This is a genomic window from Parasedimentitalea maritima (assembly GCF_005771405.1).
Classification (GTDB): domain Bacteria; phylum Pseudomonadota; class Alphaproteobacteria; order Rhodobacterales; family Rhodobacteraceae; genus Parasedimentitalea; species Parasedimentitalea maritima.
On record NZ_VAUA01000004.1, the window covers coordinates 175,397 to 196,686 of the forward strand.

21 protein-coding genes are annotated in these 21,290 nt (G+C 54.2%); 8 read left to right on the forward strand and 13 right to left on the reverse strand.

The features are described 5' to 3' along the window. The first annotated feature begins 61 nt into the window (after positions 1-61). Positions 62-487, forward strand: coding sequence for a GFA family protein (locus FEE96_RS09440; protein WP_138162785.1), 426 nt, complete (start codon positions 62-64; stop codon positions 485-487). Continuing rightward, positions 484-5,016, forward strand: coding sequence for a glutamate synthase large subunit (gltB, locus tag FEE96_RS09445; protein ID WP_138162786.1), 4,533 nt, complete (start codon positions 484-486; stop codon positions 5,014-5,016). Before FEE96_RS09440 ends, gltB begins: the two co-directional genes overlap by 4 nt. A gap of 60 nt (positions 5,017-5,076) precedes the next feature. Here gltB and FEE96_RS09450 read toward each other — a convergent pair whose 3' ends face one another. Then, positions 5,077-5,586, reverse strand: coding sequence for a hypothetical protein (locus FEE96_RS09450; protein ID WP_138162787.1), 510 nt, complete (start codon positions 5,584-5,586; stop codon positions 5,077-5,079). A 119-nt stretch (positions 5,587-5,705) separates the two neighbouring features. Here FEE96_RS09450 and mtgA point away from each other — a divergent pair, with 119 nt between their 5' ends. From mtgA to queG, 3 genes are all read left to right on the forward strand, one after another. Next, complete coding sequence (gene mtgA / locus FEE96_RS09455; protein ID WP_138162788.1) at positions 5,706-6,428, forward strand: monofunctional biosynthetic peptidoglycan transglycosylase; 723 nt, start codon at positions 5,706-5,708, stop codon at positions 6,426-6,428. A 67-nt stretch (positions 6,429-6,495) separates the two neighbouring features. Next, positions 6,496-7,161, forward strand: coding sequence for an FtsZ-binding protein FzlA (fzlA, locus tag FEE96_RS09460; protein WP_138162789.1), 666 nt, complete (start codon positions 6,496-6,498; stop codon positions 7,159-7,161). A gap of 70 nt (positions 7,162-7,231) precedes the next feature. Next, positions 7,232-8,287 carry a tRNA epoxyqueuosine(34) reductase QueG gene (queG, locus tag FEE96_RS09465; protein ID WP_138162790.1) on the forward strand — a complete coding sequence of 352 codons (1,056 nt, stop codon included), beginning with the start codon at positions 7,232-7,234 and terminating at the stop codon, positions 8,285-8,287. Between the two features lie 19 nt (positions 8,288-8,306). Here the strand turns inward: queG and msrA are convergent, their stop codons facing one another. Further along, a complete protein-coding gene (gene msrA / locus FEE96_RS09470; protein ID WP_138162791.1) occupies positions 8,307-8,819 on the reverse strand; it encodes a peptide-methionine (S)-S-oxide reductase MsrA in 513 nt (170 codons plus the stop codon). After that, the gene (gene msrB, locus FEE96_RS09475) at positions 8,816-9,265 is read right to left on the reverse strand and encodes a peptide-methionine (R)-S-oxide reductase MsrB (RefSeq protein ID WP_138162792.1); all 450 of its coding nucleotides are present in this window, start codon (positions 9,263-9,265) and stop codon (positions 8,816-8,818) included. Before msrB ends, msrA begins: the two co-directional genes overlap by 4 nt. Before the next feature lie 151 nt (positions 9,266-9,416). Here msrB and FEE96_RS09480 point away from each other — a divergent pair, with 151 nt between their 5' ends. Then, positions 9,417-9,800, forward strand: a complete 384-nt coding sequence (locus tag FEE96_RS09480) for a hypothetical protein (protein ID WP_138162793.1) — start codon at positions 9,417-9,419, stop codon at positions 9,798-9,800. 73 nt (positions 9,801-9,873) lie between these two features. On the opposite strand, the gene FEE96_RS09485 is transcribed toward FEE96_RS09480, so the two are convergent. The 6 genes from FEE96_RS09485 to ade all read right to left on the reverse strand — a co-directional run bounded on the left by FEE96_RS09485 (position 9,874) and on the right by ade (position 15,801). Continuing rightward, positions 9,874-10,437 carry a DUF4202 domain-containing protein gene (locus tag FEE96_RS09485; protein ID WP_138162794.1) on the reverse strand — a complete coding sequence of 188 codons (564 nt, stop codon included), beginning with the start codon at positions 10,435-10,437 and terminating at the stop codon, positions 9,874-9,876. A gap of 69 nt (positions 10,438-10,506) precedes the next feature. Continuing rightward, positions 10,507-11,397 carry a DMT family transporter gene (locus tag FEE96_RS09490; protein WP_138162795.1) on the reverse strand — a complete coding sequence of 297 codons (891 nt, stop codon included), beginning with the start codon at positions 11,395-11,397 and terminating at the stop codon, positions 10,507-10,509. 4 nt (positions 11,398-11,401) lie between these two features. Beyond that, positions 11,402-12,025, reverse strand: coding sequence for a LysE family translocator (locus FEE96_RS09495; protein WP_138162796.1), 624 nt, complete (start codon positions 12,023-12,025; stop codon positions 11,402-11,404). Between the two features lie 82 nt (positions 12,026-12,107). Then, on the reverse strand, positions 12,108-12,395 hold the full coding sequence (locus tag FEE96_RS09500) for an HU family DNA-binding protein (RefSeq protein ID WP_138162797.1): 288 nt from the start codon (positions 12,393-12,395) through the stop codon (positions 12,108-12,110). A 140-nt stretch (positions 12,396-12,535) separates the two neighbouring features. Continuing rightward, positions 12,536-14,002, reverse strand: a complete 1,467-nt coding sequence (locus tag FEE96_RS09505) for an AMP nucleosidase (RefSeq protein WP_138162798.1) — start codon at positions 14,000-14,002, stop codon at positions 12,536-12,538. After that, entirely contained in the window at positions 13,999-15,801 is a 1,803-nt protein-coding gene (gene ade, locus FEE96_RS09510; protein ID WP_138162799.1) for an adenine deaminase, read from the reverse strand. The genes FEE96_RS09505 and ade overlap by 4 nt, the downstream gene beginning before the upstream one ends. 141 nt (positions 15,802-15,942) lie before the next feature. Here ade and FEE96_RS09515 point away from each other — a divergent pair, with 141 nt between their 5' ends. Continuing rightward, the gene (locus tag FEE96_RS09515) at positions 15,943-16,812 is read left to right on the forward strand and encodes an SDR family oxidoreductase (RefSeq protein ID WP_138162800.1); all 870 of its coding nucleotides are present in this window, start codon (positions 15,943-15,945) and stop codon (positions 16,810-16,812) included. Positions 16,813-16,839: 27 nt separating this feature from the next. Further along, positions 16,840-17,124, forward strand: coding sequence for a hypothetical protein (locus FEE96_RS09520; protein WP_138162801.1), 285 nt, complete (start codon positions 16,840-16,842; stop codon positions 17,122-17,124). Positions 17,125-17,188: 64 nt separating this feature from the next. On the opposite strand, the gene dxs is transcribed toward FEE96_RS09520, so the two are convergent. Genes dxs through FEE96_RS09540 form a run of 4 tightly spaced genes read right to left on the reverse strand, consistent with a single transcriptional unit; the run spans position 17,189 to position 21,218 of the window. Continuing rightward, positions 17,189-19,129, reverse strand: coding sequence for a 1-deoxy-D-xylulose-5-phosphate synthase (gene dxs, locus FEE96_RS09525; RefSeq protein WP_138162802.1), 1,941 nt, complete (start codon positions 19,127-19,129; stop codon positions 17,189-17,191). 22 nt (positions 19,130-19,151) lie between these two features. Next, entirely contained in the window at positions 19,152-20,048 is an 897-nt protein-coding gene (locus tag FEE96_RS09530) for a polyprenyl synthetase family protein (RefSeq protein WP_138162803.1), read from the reverse strand. A 4-nt stretch (positions 20,049-20,052) separates the two neighbouring features. Further along, positions 20,053-20,295 (reverse strand): exodeoxyribonuclease VII small subunit, encoded by a 243-nt coding sequence (locus tag FEE96_RS09535; protein WP_138162804.1) that lies wholly within the window; start codon positions 20,293-20,295, stop codon positions 20,053-20,055. Beyond that, positions 20,292-21,218: a histone deacetylase family protein gene (locus FEE96_RS09540; protein ID WP_138162805.1), complete on the reverse strand. Its 927-nt coding sequence runs from the start codon at positions 21,216-21,218 to the stop codon at positions 20,292-20,294. The genes FEE96_RS09535 and FEE96_RS09540 overlap by 4 nt, the downstream gene beginning before the upstream one ends. Positions 21,219-21,290: the final 72 nt, after the last annotated feature.

Below are 21,290 nucleotides of genomic sequence, written 5' to 3' on the forward strand. Positions count from 1 at the left end.
CCGACTGCAAAGACAAACAGCCAAGGGGCCGACATGGCCGCATAGCGAAAGGATAAGCCGGATGAGCGAGATAAAAGGCCAGTGCATGTGTGGCGCCGTGACCATTTCGGCGACCCGTGCTGATCCAGCAATCCGGGCTTGCCACTGTGATATGTGCCGTCGCTGGACCAGCAGCATGTATATGTCTGTCCCGACGGAACCTGGCTCAATCACCGTTTCTGGCCCGGCCAAAACATACCGATCGTCCGATTGGGCTGAGCGCGGCTTTTGCGGCACCTGTGGGTCGGCGCTTTGGTACGCCACTGTGCATGACGATCACAAAAGCTTGGCAGCGGGACTGTTTGAAAACGCTGCCGATAACACCATGGCGCTGGAATTCTTCAGTGACATGAAACCGGAAGGCTATGCGCTGTCCGGAGACCATAAACGACTGACAACGGCAGAAACGATTGCCCTGTTTGCACCCGACGAAGGAGACGACCAATGACCAAATATGATGCCGACTGGGTGCGCAGCGAAGAAGCCAAACGCAAATATATGGCCGAGAACGGTCTCTATTCCGAAGCGGAAGAGCACTCCTCGTGTGGGGTGGGTTTGGTCGTCTCAATCGATGGTAAGAAAAGCCGCCAAGTGGTGGAAGCCGGTATCAATGCGCTTAAGGCGATCTGGCACCGCGGAGCGGTAGATGCGGATGGAAAGACCGGTGATGGCGCTGGCATTCACGTTGAAATCCCTGTTCCGTTTTTCCATGATCAAATCAAACGTACCGGGCATGAACCGCGCAAAGATCAGCTGATTGCTGTTGGTCAGGTGTTTCTACCGCGGACTAACTTTGGAGCGCAGGAAACCTGCCGGACCATCGTTGAAAGCGAAGTACTGCGGATGGGATACTACATCTACGGCTGGCGACATGTGCCAGTGGATGTAACCTGCCTGGGGGACAAGGCCAACGTTACCCGCCCTGAAATTGAACAAATTCTGATCAGTAACTCAAAAGGTGTGGATGAGGAAACATTCGAGCGTGAGCTCTATGTCATTCGTCGTCGGATTGAAAAAGCGGCGATTGCTGCAAATGTATCTGAACTCTATATCGCGTCACTGTCCTGCCGCTCGATCATCTACAAAGGCATGATGCTGGCCGAACAGGTTGCGGTGTTCTACCCCGATCTGATGGACGAGCGTTTCGAGTCCGGTTTTGCGCTGTATCACCAGCGTTACTCCACCAACACCTTCCCGCAGTGGTGGCTGGCCCAGCCCTTCCGCATGTTGGCGCACAATGGCGAAATCAACACGCTGAAGGGCAACCTGAACTGGATGAAAAGCCACGAGATCAGAATGGCCAGTTCGTTCTTTGGTGACATGGCTGAAGACATTAAACCCATCATTCCAGGAGGAGCCTCAGACTCGGCTGCTCTGGACTGTGTGTTTGAAGTGATGGTTAGAGCTGGCCGTACGGCGCCAATGGCGAAAACTATGCTGGTTCCGGAGAGCTGGTCCAAGCAAGCAGTCGAATTACCACAGCCTTGGGTCGACATGTATTCTTACTGTAACTCAGTGATGGAGCCCTGGGATGGCCCCGCCGCATTGGCGATGACCGATGGCCGCTGGGTCTGCGCAGGTCTGGACCGCAATGGGCTACGCCCAATGCGGTATGTCGTAACAGGCGACGGATTGCTGATTGCAGGATCCGAAGCTGGCATGGTGCCAATCGACGAAGCATCGGTGGTTGAAAAGGGTGCGCTGGGTCCGGGGCAGATGATTGCTGTGGATATGAAAGCAGGCAAACTGTTCCACGACACTGAAATCAAGAACCAGCTGGCGGCCGCACGTCCATTTGGTGAATGGGTTGGCAAGATTAACAACCTGGAATCTGCTCTGGCTGATGTGAGTGAGCAAGCGATGTTCAGCGGCGAAGATCTGCGTAAGCGGCAGATCGCAGCGGGTTACAGCATTGAAGAACTTGAGCAAATTCTGTCTCCAATGGCTGAGGATGGTAAAGAAACTCTGGCTTCGATGGGGGATGATACCCCGTCTGCGGTTCTGTCCAAGATGTACCGTCCGTTGAGCCACTTCTTCCGTCAGAACTTCTCGCAGGTCACCAACCCGCCGATAGACTCGCTTCGCGAGTTCCGGGTGATGAGCCTGAAAACCCGCTTTGGTAATCTCAAAAACGTGTTGGAAGAAAGCAGTAGCCAAACCGAGATCATTGTACTGGAAAGCCCTTTTGTCGGGAATGCCCAGTGGGACAAGCTGACCAGCGAATTCAACGCACCTTTGGTCGAAATCGATTGCACATTTAACCATGGTGAAGGTGCTCTTAGTGCGGCTCTGGCGCGGGTTCGTTCAGAGGCGGAAGACGCGGTGCGCTCAGGTGCTGGCCACTTGGTGCTGACTGATCAACATTCTGGTGCAGATCGCGTTGCGATGCCGATGATTCTGGCGACCTCTGCCGTACATTCACATTTGACACGTAAGGGACTGCGGACTTTTTGCTCGCTGAATGTCCGTTCCGCTGAATGTATCGATCCACACTATTTTGCAGTGCTGATTGGCTGTGGTGCGACGGTTGTAAACGCTTATCTGGCTGAGGATTCGCTGGCCGACCGGGTTGAGCGTGGGCTGCTGGATGGTACCTTGACTGAAAACGTCACGCGCTATCGCAATGCGATTGATCAGGGCCTGCTTAAGATCATGGCCAAGATGGGGATTTCGGTAATCTCTTCGTATCGTGGAGGTTTGAATTTTGAGGCCGTGGGTCTGTCACGTGCAATGTGTGCAGAATTCTTCCCCGGCATGACAAGCCGGATTTCGGGTATCGGTGTCACTGGTATTCAGACGAAAGCTGAGCGAGTACACGCTAAAGCTTGGGATGCGGGACTGGATGTGCTGCCCGTTGGTGGTTTTTACAAGGCACGTAAATCAGGCGAGACCCACGCTTGGGAGGCCACATCAATGCACATGATGCAGATGGCCTGTAACCGTGCATCATTTGAGCTGTGGAAGCAGTATTCAGCCAAGATGCAGAGCAATCCACCGATCCACCTGCGTGATCTGCTGGATTTCAAACCACTGGGCAAGGCGGTGCCGATCGAAGAGGTGGAAAGCATCACTTCGATTCGCAAACGCTTTGTCACACCAGGTATGTCGCTAGGCGCATTGAGCCCTGAGGCACACAAAACCTTGAACGTTGCGATGAACCGTATCGGCGCCAAGTCTGATTCGGGTGAGGGCGGTGAAGATCCGGCGCACTTTGTGCCTGAACCAAACGGTGACAACCCATCCGCAAAGATCAAGCAGGTGGCTTCGGGCCGATTTGGTGTGACCGCCGAATACCTGAACCAGTGTGAAGAGCTTGAAATCAAAGTGGCCCAGGGTGCGAAACCGGGTGAGGGTGGCCAGCTGCCCGGCATGAAAGTCACCGACCTGATTGCGCGTTTGCGTCACTCGACCAAAGGTGTGACCCTGATCTCGCCGCCGCCGCACCACGATATCTACTCGATTGAGGATCTGGCACAGCTGATCTATGACCTAAAACAGGTCAATCCACGCTGTAAGGTGACAGTGAAACTGGTGGCCTCGTCTGGTGTCGGCACCATTGCAGCGGGTGTGGCTAAGGCCAAGGCGGATGTGATTCTGATATCGGGTCACAATGGTGGCACCGGTGCATCTCCGGCAACTTCGATCAAATATGCGGGTCTGCCATGGGAAATGGGCCTGACCGAAGCACACCAAGTGTTGAGCATGAATAACCTACGTGAGCGGGTGACATTGCGGACCGACGGCGGTTTGCGGACTGGTCGTGATATCGTCATGGCCGCAATGCTGGGTGCCGAGGAATATGGCATTGGCACCGCCGCCCTGATCGCCATGGGCTGTATCATGGTACGTCAATGTCAAAGCAACACATGCCCAGTTGGAGTCTGTACTCAGGACGAAGCTCTGCGTGGCAAATTTACTGGCAACGCCGACAAGGTGGTGAACCTGATCACTTTCTACGCTCAAGAAGTGCGTGAATTGCTAGCCTCAATCGGCGCCCGTAGCATGGATGATGTGATCGGTCGCGCGGATCTTCTGGCGCAGGTCAGCCGTGGTTCGGCTCATCTGGATGATCTGGATCTCAACCCGCTGCTGATCACCGTCGATGGATCGGCAGATATTGTCTATGACCGAAAGAAAGAACGTAATCCGGTACCGGATACGTTGGATGTCGAGATTGTACGTGATGCCGCCCGCTTCCTTCAGGACGGTGAAAAGATGCAGTTGTCATATGCCGTGCAGAACACGCACCGTAGTGTTGGAACTCGAACCTCTAGTCACATCGTTCGCAACTTTGGTATGCGTAATTCGTTCCAATCCGATCATCTGACGGTAAAACTGCAGGGGTCGGCGGGTCAATCACTTGGCGCTTTTGCGGCACCAGGGTTGAAGCTGGAACTCTCTGGTGATGCGAATGATTACGTCGGTAAAGGCCTGTCAGGTGGAACCATTGTGGTGCGCCCCCCACAAGTCAGCCCGCTGACGGCGTCCGAGAACACCATCATTGGGAATACAGTTCTGTATGGTGCTACTGATGGCTATCTGTTTGCAGCTGGCCGCGCGGGTGAACGCTTTGCTGTACGTAATTCGGGCGCCAAGGTGGTGATTGAGGGGTGCGGGGCCTGTGGTTGTGAGTACATGACAGGTGGCTTAGCCGTGATTTTAGGATCCATTGGTGCTAACTTTGGTGCAGGCATGACTGGCGGTATGGCCTATCTGTACGACCCAGATGGCAAAGCCGATACCATGCTGAACATGGAGACACTGGTGACTAATCCAGTGACCGTAGCGCATTGGGAAGATCAACTGATAGGTCTGATCGAACGCCACCTAGAAGAGACCGGCAGCCGAAAAGCGGCGGACATTCTGCAGCATTGGGATACAGAAAAGAAAAACTTCCTTCAGGTCTGTCCAATTGAGATGTTGGTGCATTTACCACATCCGCTGTCCGTTGAAAAATCAGCGGTTCCGGCTGAGTAATCAAGCTGAAGTTAGGTCAACGCCCCTCGCTGCTTGTGCAGCGGGGGGCGTTCTTGTTCCTCAGGGGAGTTTATAGTTCCCGGTAACAGTACTACGGGACGAAGAGCGGGATTCAGAGGGGTTGGGGCCAGATATTCTTGTGTATGAGCCGCCACCCGTAATACCGGCGAGAGCACCAGTGCCCCCTATGAATGACCATGAACCCTCCGCTAAGCCGCCCAGGGCTCCAGAGCCACTATATTGCGTCATTGTAGTGCTACCATCCGGATAAGTGGTGCTGCACAATCCGCTTTCGTTGTCCCATTTTCCGTCAAAAACAGACGCCGCACCAACACAGTGCATGCTGGCAATGCCGTTCACTCCTTCACCATGCTTACTCCGCAGACCATTAACAACATAGTTCAGTTGCAAAGTACCTTGACCCGCTGCGAGGATCGTAGCCTCACCTATAGCGGTCACTTCAAAGTCGACCAGCCCCTCCTTTGGTATCTCCTGTGCAAATGTGGGTGGTGAAAGGAGCAAGCAAATAGAGGTGGAAATGGCAAACAGTTGCTGTTGACGTGAAAACATAAAAAACCCTCCCTGATTGTGTTTACTTAGGGTGTGTTGGAATGGAGGCCATGTTTGTTTCGCCGGATTGCGGCGATTTACGGGTTTGAGCGGCCCAACCAGTGGCCTATAGAGGCAATATGGCAAAAACCAAGAAGACAAAAAAAAGCAAGGGTAAGAAATCAGTGTCTCAGCCGAGGCGCTGGTTACGGCGCTGGGTGTTGCGAGCAGTGCTGGCATTTGTAGGGCTGATTGGCTTTTTGATTCTGTTGTACTCAGTCGTGAACCCTCCCACGACCCATACCATGTGGTCAGAGAAGCATCGGTTAGGCGATGTTGATCAAGAATGGGTGCCACTGGAAGATATTGCTCCGGTTATGGCGCGATCTGCAGTAGCCGCTGAAGACGCAAGATTTTGCCAACACTGGGGAATTGACATCCGGGCCGTGCGCGCAGCGCTGGATGAGGGCAGTCAACGTGGCGGCTCAACCATTTCACAACAGGTTGTTAAGAATGTGTTTCTTTGGCAAGAGCGCAGCTGGTTGCGAAAAGCGCTGGAAACCCTGATTACCCCTGCGGTTGAAGCGGTGTGGAGCAAGCGGCGTATTTTGGAAGTTTACTTGAACGTCGCTGAAATGGGTGAAGGCATTTTTGGTGTTGAGGCAGCGTCGCGGCACTACTTTAGTGTGGGTCCGGATCAACTGAACTCACGTCAGGCAGCTTTGTTGGCGGCACTTCTGCCTGCCCCCAAAAGCAGGTCGGCCTCAGATCCCAGTGCCGCAGTACAAAGCCGGGCGGTTCAAATCGCCGACGGTGCGGCCACCATCCGCGCAGATGGCCGTTCTAAGTGTTTCGAGGATTGAATTCTTTGGCGCTGCGGGGCATTGCTGGTGGGCAACTCTCCTCTGTTTCTGGACGTAATTGAACCCAATGGCCCGCCTGCATCACGTACCGCTTTCCCCATTCTGCCGCAAAGTCCGCCTTTCCCTGGCGGAGAAAAAGATCGAAGTGGAATTGGTCGAAGAACGATATTGGGAAGCAGACCCGGATTTTCTGCGTCGTAACCCAGCGGCTAAGGTGCCGGTTATCCGGTTGGATGGTAAAACGATGGCCGAAAGCGCCGCAATTTGCGAATACTTGGAAGAAACCCGGCCCGAGCCCTCGCTCATGCCCAAAGACCCAGAGGCCCGTTACGAAGTCCGTCGGCTCGTGTCTTGGTTCGATGACAAATTTCATCATGAGGTGACGTCAAAGCTGCTGTACGAACGGGTCAACAAGAAGATTACGGGGCAGGGGTATCCTGATAGTCGTAACGTCAAGGACGGTGCCAAAGCGATTAAGTACCATTTGGACTATATGGCCTGGTTGTTGGATCAACGCCGCTGGTTGGCTGGTGATGTGATGACTTTGGCGGATTTCGCCGCCGCTGCACATTTGTCATCGCTAGATTATATCTCGGATGTGGATTGGAATCGCTCGGCTGTGGTCAAAGACTGGTACGCAAAAATCAAATCCCGGCCCGCGTTCAGATCAATTCTTGCGGACCAGGTGTCAGGATTTCGGCCTCCACCGCATTACGCTGACTTGGATTTCTGATAATTGGGTGTTGATTTGGGGCTGTCTGCCCCATCGCCTGACGGCTCCCCCCAAGGATATTTAGGGCTAGATGAACATGGGATCAGCTTTAAAAAAGGACTTGGTGGCGCGGGCGTTAGATGAGGGCTTTGTCTCTTGTCGCATTTGTCGCCCATGGGATGTACCCTTGGTGCCAGGGAGACTGGCGGCCTTCATTGAGGCAGAGTATCACGGGCAGATGGGCTGGATGGCAGAGCGCACCCACTGGCGTGGCGATCCAGCGCTGCTGTGGCCTGAAGCGCGATCGGTCATCATGTTGGCCGAAAGCTACGCACCTGAACATGATCCAACAGAAATTTTAAAGCATCAGGACCGAGGTGCAATTTCTGTTTATGCCCAGAATAAGGACTATCACGACCTGGTGAAAAAGCGGCTGAAGCGGTTGGCCCGTTGGCTAATTGAAGCCTCTAAGGATGAGGAGGTCGGGGTTAAGGTCTTCGTCGACACTGCGCCGGTACCGGAAAAGGCGTTAGGGCAGGCCGCAGGGCTGGGTTGGCAGGGCAAGCACAGCAATCTTGTGAGCCGGGATTGGGGGAATTGGGCCTTTATAGGGTCTGTTTTTACCACTTTGGAACTCCCGGTAGATGCAGCTGAGCCAGATCGTTGCGGGTCATGTCGTGCTTGCCTGGATGCCTGTCCTACTGATGCTTTTGTCGCGCCATATCGCTTGGATGGGCGGCGTTGCATTTCATATCTGACAATCGAATACAAAGGTGCGGTTGCAGAAGATCTGCGGGAAAAACTAGGCAATCGAATTTATGGCTGTGACGACTGTCTGGCGGCCTGTCCATGGAACAAATTTGCGGTTTCAGCTAGCGACATGCGTTACGCCGCACGTGAAGAGCTGAAGGCGCCCAAACTGGCTGAGCTGGCTGTTTTGGATGATCCTGCATTTCGGGCAATGTTTTCAGGGTCACCAATCAAACGGATAGGGCGCGATCGGTTTGTGCGCAATGTGCTGTATGCGATTGGCAATTCGGGAGATGGCCAGTTGCGCGGTGTTGCGCAGTCGCTGATTGATGATCCGGATGAGGCTGTTGCAGATGCTGCGCGATGGGCGGCCTTGCGGTTGTCGCCAACAGGCTGAGCCGGTTGGCGACCCTGTATCAGGACGCTTTTGCGCGTTTGGGCAGGACCCAATCTGGTCGGGCAAAATGACAGGTGTAGCCGTCTGGGCGGTTTTCCAGATAGTCTTGGTGTTCGGCCTCGGCTTGCCAAAAGTCGCTCACTGGTTCCACTTCGGTTGCCACTTTGCCAGGCCAGAGCCCTGAAGCGTTAACATCGGCGATGGTGTCCTCTGCGACTGCCTTTTGATCTTCGTTGACGAAGTAAATGGCAGAGCGATAGCTCATCCCAATATCATTGCCTTGGCGGTTGGCTGTTGTTGGATCATGGATTTGAAAGAAAAACTCCAGCATCTGACGAAATGATGTCACTGCCGGGTCAAAAATGATTTCGATTCCTTCAGCATGTGTTCCATGATTACGATAGGTGGCATTTTGCACGTCGCCGCCGGTATAGCCTACCCGTGTGCTGATCACACCGGGGCGCTTACGGATCAGATCCTGCATGCCCCAGAAACATCCTCCAGCCAGAACTGCGCGTTCAGTGGTGCTCATGTTACATCCTCTACTTGATCAAGATATTCGGCATAGCCCTCGGCCTCCATGTCGTTTCGATGGACAAAGCGCAGAGAGGCGGAGTTGATGCAGTAGCGCAAGCCACCGCGGTCGGTTGGTCCATCGGGAAAGACGTGGCCAAGATGGCTGTCACCATGGGTCGAGCGGACCTCTGTACGGATCATACCCAAGCCACGGTCTTGCAGCTCCTGCACATTGGTTGGCTCAATTGGTTTGGTGAAGCTTGGCCAACCGCAACCAGATTCATACTTATCCGCTGAGGCGAACAGCGGTTCGCCCGAGACGATGTCGACATAGAGGCCGGGTTCCTTGTTGCCCAACAATTTTCCGGTGCCGGGGCGTTCGGTACCCGACTGTTGGGTTACGTGAAATTCTTCTTGCGACAGGGCGGCAATCACGTCCGGGTTTTTGCTGTATTTTGTCATGTGGTGCTCCGGTTGTTCGCGTTGAGCAGTAGATGGGTTGGAAGGTGGCAAATGCAAAGCAATATTTCAGATCACTCGCGAAACTGTGCAATATTGATGAAAGAGATAACTGGCCATTTGGATGGTCAATTGAATTTTAGGGGCCAGATTGTTGTCAGTACCTATTTTGGATGTCGAACTAAAAGGAAGTATTTGGCCAAGTGCTAAAGGGGTTGAGGCGGGAGTGATATATGCGACGATGGAAGAGCTCGTGACCCGTTTGCGGGCTCCGCTTTTCTATATTGAATATCCCGATGAACAGTGCATTTTCGCATTTGCCTATCTACCAGCTGTAGGCAGAATTCTAGTCGAGACTTCTAATATGACTACCCACGGGCCAAATGTGAATGCAAAGTCAGAACTCTTAAAACTGATCCAGGTGGGGAAGGTCATTTTCACGGTTTGGGTGGATTCTGCTAATGATGTTGACACATCTCTACAAACGGAAACATTCACGGCTTTCTTTGGAGAAGAGTTTCGCTTTCATGCTAGTTAGAGCGGTCTGATACCTATCGACGTAGTAGATTGGCATCCGATCTGAGGACACCATCAACGATAGGCGTCAGTGGTTACGATGAAAAAGCCGTCGCTAGGTTTTCGGGCAGATCGAACTCCTGCAGCACGCGCGCGCGGCCTTCGGAAGACATTTTGCGCGCGGTCTTTTCCACGATGTCCTGAATTCTTTCGGGCGAGTGTTTGGCGGCAAAGGGGGCGAAATACCATTTGATGAAGACAAAACAGATCACGTCTTCCAAGGCCTGCACGTTTGCATTCCGTTTCAAACCTTCCTTGCGCAGCATCTGGCCAGTGACCTCGACATCTGAGGCGTCAAAGCCTGCATCTTGCATCATGGCAGTAACCACGTCGGCGTGATGACGGCCCTGATCCTTGCGCCAGGTCAGATATCCTACACGACCCTCGGGATATGATTTTCGCTTTAGCTTCCATCGTTCCACATGTTGGCCACGGGCAGCAATTTGCAGCAGATCGCTTGCGTCTGGAAACAGCCGTGTCAGTTCATCACTCATACGTTGCCCGTACAGCAGTTCTGTTGGCTGACCATCTTCCAGATTTGGGTCCGCTGCATTGGCCGTGTCGATGGCCTGTAGCACCTGATCTAAATTGGCGTTCATTTTCATCCCCTTCTGCCTGGGTTTGATAGTATTCAGAATAGTTGTAGCGATGTCCGATGATTTGAAAAGTCACTCGGCTGCTGCTTTTGCCGTTGCGACGGGTTGGCGTGACAGTTGTACAGCAAGAATACCAGCTGTAACAATCAGCACACCGACTAGGTCCAGACCACCGAGCCGTTCTCCTAGTAAGAAATAGGCGATGGTGACGCCAAAGACTGGATTAAGGAAATGGAACGTAGCAGCACGCAAGGGCCCAATGCGGTTCAACAACAGAACCCAAATAAAGGTGGCAATCAGGCCGGGGACCAATGTTGTATAAACAAAGGCCAGCGCCAATGGCAGGGTTGGCGTGATGTAGATGTCTTCGAACAGCGGTGCAGCAACAAACAACAAGGCGGAGCCGATTAGCATTTGAAGCCCGACTACCATCATGAAATTGCCACCCGATGTTGCTCCGCGTAGTGATAGTGTTGCCAGGGTCAATGCTAAGACTCCTACACCGCAAAGTGCCATCCCAAACAGATCAACGCCGGCACTGACACGGGTACCCATGATCAGGGCTACACCCAAAACCCCTGCGATTAACCCGATGATGCCTAGTGGTTTTAGCCGCTCGCCGAATATCAGCCAAGAAGCCAGCGCCACCAGCAGTGGCATGGTGGCGGCAATAATAGCGGCGAGCGAGGCTTCTATGGTCTGCATGGCCACAAAATTGAGGCCCAGGTAAAGCGCATTCTGGCAGATTCCAAAGATCATTGTGGCGCGCCATTGACCACGGCTAAGGTGCCAAGTTTGACCCATCACCTTGGCAATGGCGACACCAAGCAAGCCGGAAACCAGGAACCTCATAGCCAGTGAAAACAGTGGTGAGGCATCGGTGACGATAATTCTGGCTGAGGTAAAGGCGGATGACCACATCAGGGCAAATGCAAGCCCCATGGCAATTGCGCGTGCATCCATGTGATCAACCCAGCCGTGCGGTAAAGATTTGCCAGCTAGCTGTGGCAAACGCAGCGGCAAACAGGGTTTCGAACGTGCGGCGCAATCGTTGGTAGATACGTACGGCGGCGGCGCTTGAGAACAGCAAGGCATAGCCGTGGAAAATCAGAGAGCTTTGAACTGCGATGACCGTGATCACTGTCAACAAAACTGACGGCTCGGTGCCGGGTGGAATCGCGATCGCGTAGAGCGAGCCAAAGAACAGAACAGCCTTGGGGTTGGTCAGATGAAGGGCGAGCCCCTTGGCATAGATCGACTTCAATGATTTAGCCGCTGAACTGTGCAATTTAGGAGTGCCAGGGGTGAGGGCAGAGCGTGCTGAACGTATCGCCAGATACATCAGATAAGCAGCGCCGAAATACCGGACCGCTTCAAACATCCAGGCATTGGCAAGCATGATTGCCCCCAGACCAAAGGCCGCGGCTACTGACCAGATCAGCGAACCAGTAGAGACGCCTGCGGCTACAATCAACCCAGCCTTACGCCCGCGTTGCATCGCGGTTCCGGCAATGGTCAGCGTTGCTGGGCCGGGGCTGAGACACGCCAGCAGTCCAGCTGCCATGATCAACAATAAGTTTACGCCATCCATGCGGCTTTATCCTTTATCGGAGCGGCACAAAAAAGGGCCGCCTCTGGGGCGACCCTTTCTGAAACTCGAAGTAATTTCAAGCTTAGCCGTTAACGCTGTCTTTCAGCGCCTTGGCGATAGTCATTTTGACCACCTTGTCGGCTTCTTTCATGAACTTTTCACCTGTGGCAGGGTTGCGCACTTCGCGCTCTGGGCGCTCGCGGCAATAGATTTTGCCAACGCCGGGCAGAGTCACAGCGCCGCCACCGGATACTTCACGGGTGATCAGTGCACAAACGGCTTCCAGAGCAGCGCCTGCAGCTTTTTTGTCAGCACCCATATCTTCGGCCAGAGCGGCTACGAGTTGGGTCTTTGTCATTGGTTTGGACATTCTTTGTCTCCTTACGTCTGCCCGACTTATGGGGCCTCATTGCGTAATCTTAGCGTTATGTTGTGGGCTAACACAACGAATAGTGTAACGAAATAAGGGTAAAACGAGCCATTTTTGGCTGAAAACCGCAGAAATCTTCCTTACAAAAAGGCGGTTTCGTCGAACGAGCGCAATTTCCGGCTATGCAGCCGCTCTAAAGGCATTCCGCGTAAGCGTTCCATTGCGCGTATACCGATCATCAGGTGACGCGAAACTTGGGTGCGATAGAAGTCTGAGGCCATGCCTGGAAGCTTGAGTTCACCATGCAGTGGTTTGTCAGAAACACATAGTAACGTGCCGTATGGAACGCGAAAGCGATACCCATTCGCGGCAATCGTCGCGCTCTCCATATCCAGCGCAACCGCACGCGACTGACTCAGCCGCTGTACTGGGCCAGACTGATCGCGCAGCTCCCAGTTGCGATTGTCGATGGTGGCAACGGTGCCGGTTCGCATGATGCGCTTCAGGTCATAACCTTCCAGTTCGGTTACTTCTTCTACCGCTTGCTCAAGTGCAATTTGGATTTCTGCAAGGGCAGGAATTGGGGTCCAGACAGGCAGGTCGTCATCCAACACGTGATCTTCACGGAGATAGGCATGGGCCAATACGAAATCGCCAAGCGCCTGAGTGTTGCGCAACCCGGCACAGTGGCCAACCATCAGCCATGCATGCGGGCGTAGTACAGCAATATGGTCGGTCGCCGTTTTGGCGTTTGAGGGGCCGACGCCGATGTTGACCAGTGTTACGCCGCTGCCATCTTTTCGCTTTAGGTGATAGGTGGGCATTTGCGGTTGCTTGGCCGTTTTGGGAATTTCAGCATCAGCCGAGGTAATCTCTTGGTTTCCAGTGCTGACAAAACTGGTGTAGCCAGATTCCGGGTCCGCCAATTGCGCTCGGGCATAGGCCTCGAATTCTGCGACGTAGAACTGGTAGTTGGTAAACAATACATGGTTCTGAAAGTGGTCTGGGTCGGTGGCAGTATAATGTGCCAATCGTGCCAGCGAATAATCAACACGCTGTGCAGTGAACAGGGCTAATGGGCCTGTGCCATTCGCAGGGGTATAAGTACCATTTACAATATCGTCGTTGGTGGTCGCCAGATCCGGCACATCAAAGACGTCGCGCAGGGTAAAGCCAGCAGCGCCTTCTTGTGGGATTGTCAGACCAGGCTGCGCTGCAACCGCAAAATGAACCGGGATTGGTGTGTCAGACACGCCAATGGTGATTGGCTGGCCATAATTGCGGATCAACAGAGCAATCTGCTGCGTCAGATAGTTTTCGAACAGATCTGGGCGGGTGACGGTCGTGGCGTATTCACCTGGAGCAGCAACATGACCAAAACTTAGGCGGCTATCAACTTGGGCAAAACTGGAGGTAGCGACGCGAATTTCCGGATAGAAGGCACGGATACGCTGATCATCTGGCGCGCCATCCGCCATGGCCTTTGTAAAGCCCTCACATAGAAAGTCTGTGGCCTGTTGGTACAGCAGTTGCAGCCGCTGGACAGCTGCGGTTGCATCGGTGAAGTTTTCGGGTTTTGGGTGTTGAGGAAGTGAAATGGAAATCATGTGACGGACTCAATAACTGGAATTTTCTGGAAAGTACGCACGTCGACGAGGCCAAGATCGGATATTCGCAATTCAGGAATGACCACTAATGCCAATAGTGAGTGCTGCATGTAGGCGTTGTTCAGAGAACACCCACAGGCCTGCATTGCCTCACCCAAGGCCTGAGCTTTGGCGGCCACCTCGGTCGCTGGTTTATCCGACATCAATCCGGCGATGGGTAATTCTATCAGCGCGAGTTCTTCACCATCACGGAACAGCGTAACGCCGCCGCCAACTTCGGCCAGACGGTTGGCAGCCATCGCCATTTGCTCGCGGTCAGTGCCGACCACAATCATGTGGTGACTGTCATGCGCGACGGATGATGCCATCGCCATTTTCCCTTGATAGCCAAAACCTGAAACAAAGGCATTGGTGACGCCACCAGTCGCGCGGTGACGTTCAACTAGGGCGATTTGCATGGTGTCGCCTTCACCTTCGACTAACCCATCTAGAACGGGTAGATCCGCCATGAGCGCCTTGGTTGGAGCCTGGTTTTCAACCATGCCAATAACATTGACCGTAACACCGTTAGCGCCTTCGGGAGCTGTGATCTCAAAATCCTTAGCGCCGAGTTCATGGCCCAGATGTATGGTGCCGCGGGCGCTATCAGGCCAATCATAATGTGGGCAATCCACCTTGATAGAGCCTGATTCCGCTACAATTCGGCCTCGAGCGATTACGGTCTCGATGGGCAGTTCTGTCAGATCTGAAGTCAGGATGATGTCCGCCCGACGGCCTGGTGTGATCGAACCAATGTCGCGCTCCAGCCCAAAATGTGTGGCGGTGTTGATGGTTGCCATCTGTAAGGCAACGATTGGATCGCAACCGCAAGCAATGGCATGACGTACCACCCGATTCATATGGCCATCGTTGACCAGTGTTCCAGAATGACAATCGTCAGTGCATAGGATGAAACTGCGTGGATCCAATCCCTTTTCTGTCACCGCGGTGATCTGACTTTCAATGTCGTACCAGGCGGAACCTAGTCGCATCATCGACCGCATACCTTGGCGGACCCGAGCGATCGCATCTGCCTCGCAGGTGCCTTCGTGGTCGTCTGCCGGCCCGCCCGCCACATAGGCGGCGAAGTTCGGCCCCAAATCGGGCGAAGCATAATGGCCGCCTACGGTTTTCCCGGCCCGTTGCGTCGCTGCAATTTCGGCTAACATTTTGGGGTCGGCGTTTGCCACACCGGGGAAATTCATCATTTCGCCCAAGCCCACGATGCCGGGCCACGACATTGCTTCAGCCACGTCCTCGGGTGAAATTTCATACCCTGTGGTTTCAAGTCCCGGGGCCGAAGGTGCACAGGATGGCATTTGGGTGAAAATGTTGACGGGCTGCATCAGCGCTTCGTCATGCATGTACTTCACGCCGTCCAAACCCAGCACATTGGCAATCTCATGTGGGTCGGTGAACATCGACGTGGTGCCATGCGGGATAACGGCGCGGGCAAATTCGGCTGGGGTCAGCATGCCGGACTCAATGTGCATATGGGCGTCGCACAAGCCAGGGATCATAAAGCGGCCATTGGCCTCGACCACCTGGGTGTCCGGTCCAGTGCAATAGGAGGCATCGGGACCAACATAGGCGATACGCCCGGCTACGATGGCAATGTCATGATCGGGGAGAACTTCGCGGGTATGAACATTTACCCATTTACCTTGGCGTATAACCGTATCTGCAAACGCGCGTCCGGCGGCAACTGAAATGAGTTTGGGGGCGACGTCGGGCCAACTTGGAAAAACTATGTCTGTCATGTGCCAATTGTTATGATTGTCGCGCCGAGCGCAAGCCCCCGTATTGTTCTGAGTTCCCGAATACACTCTCTTTGATGACAAGAAGATGTCAGTGTCCGCGACCCCCTTGCGCACCAGGCGCGCGCGGCGCATTTATGCAGCATGAAAAAAACACTGCTCTGCCTTGGATATGGATATTCGGCCCGTGCATTGGCACGCTTACTGCTTGCTGATGGTTGGCGGGTGATAGGAACATCACGTGAGTTGATCGCTGAAGATGGCGTAGAAATGATGACCTGGCCGGGCGATGATGTGTCGCTACAAGGTGTCACCCATGTGCTGTCCTCGATTGCGCCCACTTCTAAGGGTGATCCGATCCTGGCCGCATTGCGAGACAAAATTGCGGCCGCCACGACGTTGGAGTGGGTGGGCTATCTATCAACAACCGTTGTCTACGGCGATCATGACGGTGGTTGGGTGGACGAAACCACGCCGATCACTCCATCTGCTGACCGGGGAAAATGGCGTGCGCAGGCCGAGGCCCAGTGGCAATCCATCGCCGGTCTGCCGCTGCATATTTTTCGGCTGGCAGGCATCTACGGACCGGGTCGCGGGCCGTTTGCCAAATTGATGTCTGGTAAAGCGCGGTTGATCATCAAGCCGGGTCAGGTGTTCTCGCGCATTCATGTTGATGACATTGCTCAGGTGTTGGCAGCGTCGATCGCCCAGCCCAATCCCGGCGCAGTCTACAATGTCTGTGACGATGTCCCAGTGCCACCCCAGGACGTGCTTAGCTATACGGCCGAACTGCTGGGCTTGGCCATGCCGCCCGAGGTGCCGTTTGAAGAGGCCGCAATGACCCCAATGGCTCGCAGTTTCTATAGTGAGAATAAGCGGGTTGGGAATGCGCTGATCAAGGATGAGTTGGGAGTAAAGCTACGGTACCCCGACTATCGCACCGGGTTACAGGCCGTGTTCAAGGCTGAGGATATGGAGAAATTTGTGCCCCCGGCAGAGCCTCCTGCATTGTGATCTGTGGCGGGGTGAAAGGAAGGATCTATGTCTAACGATACGGATCCCACGCTTGATCAACTTCATAAGCGAATGAAGAAGCGTTTTCCTGAAGCGCTGGTTGCCATACGCAAGCACCGGAAATGGTATGAGAGAACTCTCCCTGGATTTGCCCGGGATAAGGATGAGAAAAACCAGCTGAGACGGCTGGCTTTGACAGCTCCTGACAAGCTTCCGGTTTATGTGCTGGGCGACGAAACGATTGCCAACTGCATAGTTTTATTGCGTGAAAATTTTCACGCACAACGCAAGGCCGATACTTATTCGACCTAGATTGAAGTCGTTCTTGCAGGTGTGTTCTTTTTTATCATCAGCTTCTTTAAATAGGAAAACCGTTTTACGCACGTTTCTCGCCAATCGTTGCCACGCCCAGCACATCCAGAACCTTGGCTTCGATCTGGGCCGCATCCATTCCGGCCACCTTATACATATCCGCCGGGCTTGCCTGATCGATAAAGATGTCGGGCAGCACCATCGAGCGATACTTTAGCCCGCGATCAAACACGCCTTCATCGGCAAGCAACTGCGATACATGCGAGCCAAAGCCACCCACGGCACCTTCTTCGATGGTGATCAGTGCCTCATGATTAGCGGCCAGATCCAGGATCATTTCGCGGTCCAGCGGTTTGGCAAATCTCGCGTCGGCAATCGTTGGAGTGATCCCTTTGGCCGATAGCGCTTCGGCGGCTTTGCGGACCTCACCCAGCCGGGTGCCGAACGACAATAGTGCCACGCGGGAGCCAGATTGGATCATCCGGCCTTTGCCGATCTCCAGTACTTGCGGCTCATCTGGCATCTCAACGCCTTCGCCCTCCCCCCTAGGGTAACGGAAAGCAATTGGTCCATCGTTATGTGCAGCAGCGGTGGCAACCATATGTACCAGCTCAGCCTCATCCGCGGCGGCCATTACAACCATACTCGGCAGGTTGGTCATGAACCCAATGTCAAAACTGCCGGCATGGGTGGCCCCATCGGCGCCGACCAAACCGGCGCGGTCGATGGCAAATCGCACCGGCAAGCGCTGAATGGCCACATCATGTACAACCTGATCGTACCCGCGCTGCAAAAACGTAGAATACATCGCGCAGAAGGGCTTCATGCCACCTGCGGCCAAAGCGGCTGAGAAGGTTACGCCATGTTGTTCGGCAATGCCTACGTCAAAACAGCGCGAGGGGTAGCGTTCGGCAAACAGGTTCAGCCCGGTGCCATCTGGCATTGCTGCGGTCACGGCGCAGATTTTGTCGTCTTTGGCGGCCAGTTTGACCAGTTCGTCACCAAATACCCCGGTATAAGACGGAGCGTTTGATGGAGTCTTTTTCTGCACACCCGTTACTACGTCGAATTTGGCGGTGGCATGGCCTTTGTCACGGGCGGCTTCGGCCGGGGCATAGCCTTTACCTTTTTTGGTCAATACATGGATCAAAACTGGGCCGGTGGCGCGCGTTTTGACTGTACGTAAAACCGGTAGTAGTTGGCTTAGATCATGACCATCAATGGGGCCAATGTAGGAAAAACCAAGCGATTCAAACAAGGTGCCGCCAACAGTCATGCCTTTCAGCATATCTTTGGCACGCTTGGCGCCCTCGCGAAATGGTTCCGGCAGTAGGGATACTGCACCCTTAGCGGCGGCCTTTAATTCCTGAAACGGTTCCTCAGCATATAGCCGCGAAAGGTAGGATGACAGCGCCCCAACCGGAGGTGCAATGCTCATCTCATTGTCGTTAAGGATGACAAACAGGCGTTTGCCCAGATGGCCTGCATTGTTCATCGCTTCAAACGCCATGCCTGCTGACATCGACCCGTCGCCGATTACAGCTATACCGTCGCCTAGACCCTCGGGCACAACACCGCCCAAATCGCGAGCGACAGAAAAGCCAAGTGCAGCACTGATCGAGGTGGAACTATGCGCTGCGCCAAATGGATCGTAAGGCGATTCACTGCGTTTGGTGAAACCGGATAATCCGTCTTTCATACGCAGAGAACGGATGCGATCGCGACGTTCAGTCAGGATCTTGTGCGGATAACATTGATGCGAAACGTCCCAGACCAATTTGTCACGCGGGGTGTCAAACACAGCGTGCAGAGCCACCGTTAGTTCAACAACGCCTAAGCCAGCACCCAAATGCCCACCCGTGGTGGAGACCGCCGAAATGGTTTCCGAACGCAATTCATTGGCCACTTGTGCCAGTTGCGAGTCACTTAGCGACTTCAGATCTGCGGGACGGTTGATCTGATCCAGCAAAGGCGTCTTGGGTCGGTTAGTGGTTTGTTCGGGCATGCGGCGCCTCCTCTGGCGGCAATTAGCTGTCGCGCGAAATAACGAAACGGGCGGCTTCGCGCAAGGTTTCGCCACGATCACCGTAAACATCTAAGGCAGCGCAGGCCTGATTACACAATTGCTGGGCGCGCGCCTTGGCTGCATCTAACCCTAAAACAGACACAAATGTCGCCTTACCAGCCTCGGCATCTTTACGTACACGCTTGCCAACTTTTTCAGCATCGCCCTCAACGTCCAAAATGTCGTCAGTAATTTGAAAAGCAAGGCCAAGAGCTTCGGCATAGTGCCGCAGTGGCGCAGTGTCCGCGTTCGCAATCACTGCGCCAGAGGTGGCTGACCAGGAAATTAGGCAGCCTGTCTTACGTCTTTGCAGAAGGATGATCTGTTCCAGCGTCAGTGGTTGAGGGCTAGTTTCCGCGGCGATATCGAGCATCTGCCCCGAGACCATACCATCTTTGCCGGAAGCCTGGGCCAGCATGCGGATCAGTGTTAGAGCATTAGCCCCAAATTTTGGGTTAGCAAGCAGTTCGAAACTTAGCGTTTGCAAGGCATCTCCAGCCAGCACCGCCATAGCTTCATCCCATTTGCGGTGTAGGGTTGGTAGACCTCGACGCAAGTCGTCGTCGTCCATGCAGGGCAGATCGTCATGTACAAGCGAATAGGCGTGCATACATTCGATCGCCAGAGCAGCGTCCAGCGCCACTTCATCGCTGACCTCATGCAACCGGGCGCTTTCCAATACCAGAAAACCCCGCAGCATTTTGCCTCCGGTGATGGCATAACGCATCGCCGCTAGCAAAGTGTCGTCGCCGATCAAAGCGTCTTCCATACGGGCGGAGACCAGCTGCTGTGTGCGGCTTAAGGCGTGTGTAAACTTTGGTGTCGGCGTTTCTTGCCGCACAACTGTGGACGCGGACATAGGCTCAGCCTGCGTCCAGTGGCTTTGTGCCAGTGGCATTGCCATTGGCGTCCAATGTGATTGCAGCGACCTTTTCCTCGGCGCGCTTCAACTCATCTTCACATCGCTTTTTCAATGCTGCACCCCGTTCATAGAGTGCGATCGAATCGTCCAGAGCCACGTCGCCGCGTTCCAACTGGCCAACTACGGTTTCCAACTCCTTCATCGCCAATTCAAAACTCATCTCTTCGACGGGTGTCTGGGTCATGCCGATGCCTTTATCATTTCTGTCACATGTGCCGCGCAGGCGGTGCTCAGCGCGTTCAGATCATACCCACCTTCCAAAGTCGAGACGATACGGCCATCGCACAGGTCTTGCGCAATTTCGCAGAGTTCAGCGGTGAGCCAGGCAAAATCCTGGGTGGACCAGTTGAGATTTGCCAGTGGGTCGTCGCGATGAGCGTCAAATCCAGCTGAAATCACCAACAACTCAGGTTTAAAGTCGCGGAGGCGGGGAAAGACTTGTGCTTGATATTGGGCACGCATTTCACTGCCATCGCTATCAGGTGGCAGAGGGATGTTGAGAACATTTCCATAGGCACCGTCTTCATCCGCTCGACCTGAACCCGGCCAGAGTGGCATTTGTTGCGAAGTAATCACCAGTACCCGGCGCTCATCCCACAACAAGTCTTGAGTTCCATTGCCATGGTGGACGTCAAAATCCACCACCGCCACGCGTTTCAGGCCGTGGTGATCCAACGCATGCTTTGCGGCCAAAGCTGCATTTCCAAACAGGCAAAAACCCATAGATGTGTCGGTTTCGGCGTGGTGGCCAGGCGGGCGGATAGCAGCAAACGCGTTTTGAACTTCGCCAGCCAACACCATATCCACACCGCGCACTGCGGCCCCGGCAGCACGAAATGCGGCATCTAGTGATCCGGGGGACAAAAAGGTGTCACCATCAATGTTGGCCAGGCCTTGAGAGGGAAGTGCTGCGCGTAGATTCGCAAGGTAAGAGGCCGGGTGGATACGTAGAATATCATCATCGGCGGCCATTGGCGCAGTGACGCGCATTAGATCCAGGGGTTCCAGTGCATGGAGCACATGCTCCAATCTGGCCACGGATTCGGGATGGCCCGCGGGTGCCACATGGGACAGGCAATCGGCATGGGTGATCAAGGCAGTGGTCATGGCAATATCTCAAAGGATGTTTGGCCATGACATTAGGATGCCTAACGGGGCGGCGGCAAGTTGGTGTTTGTC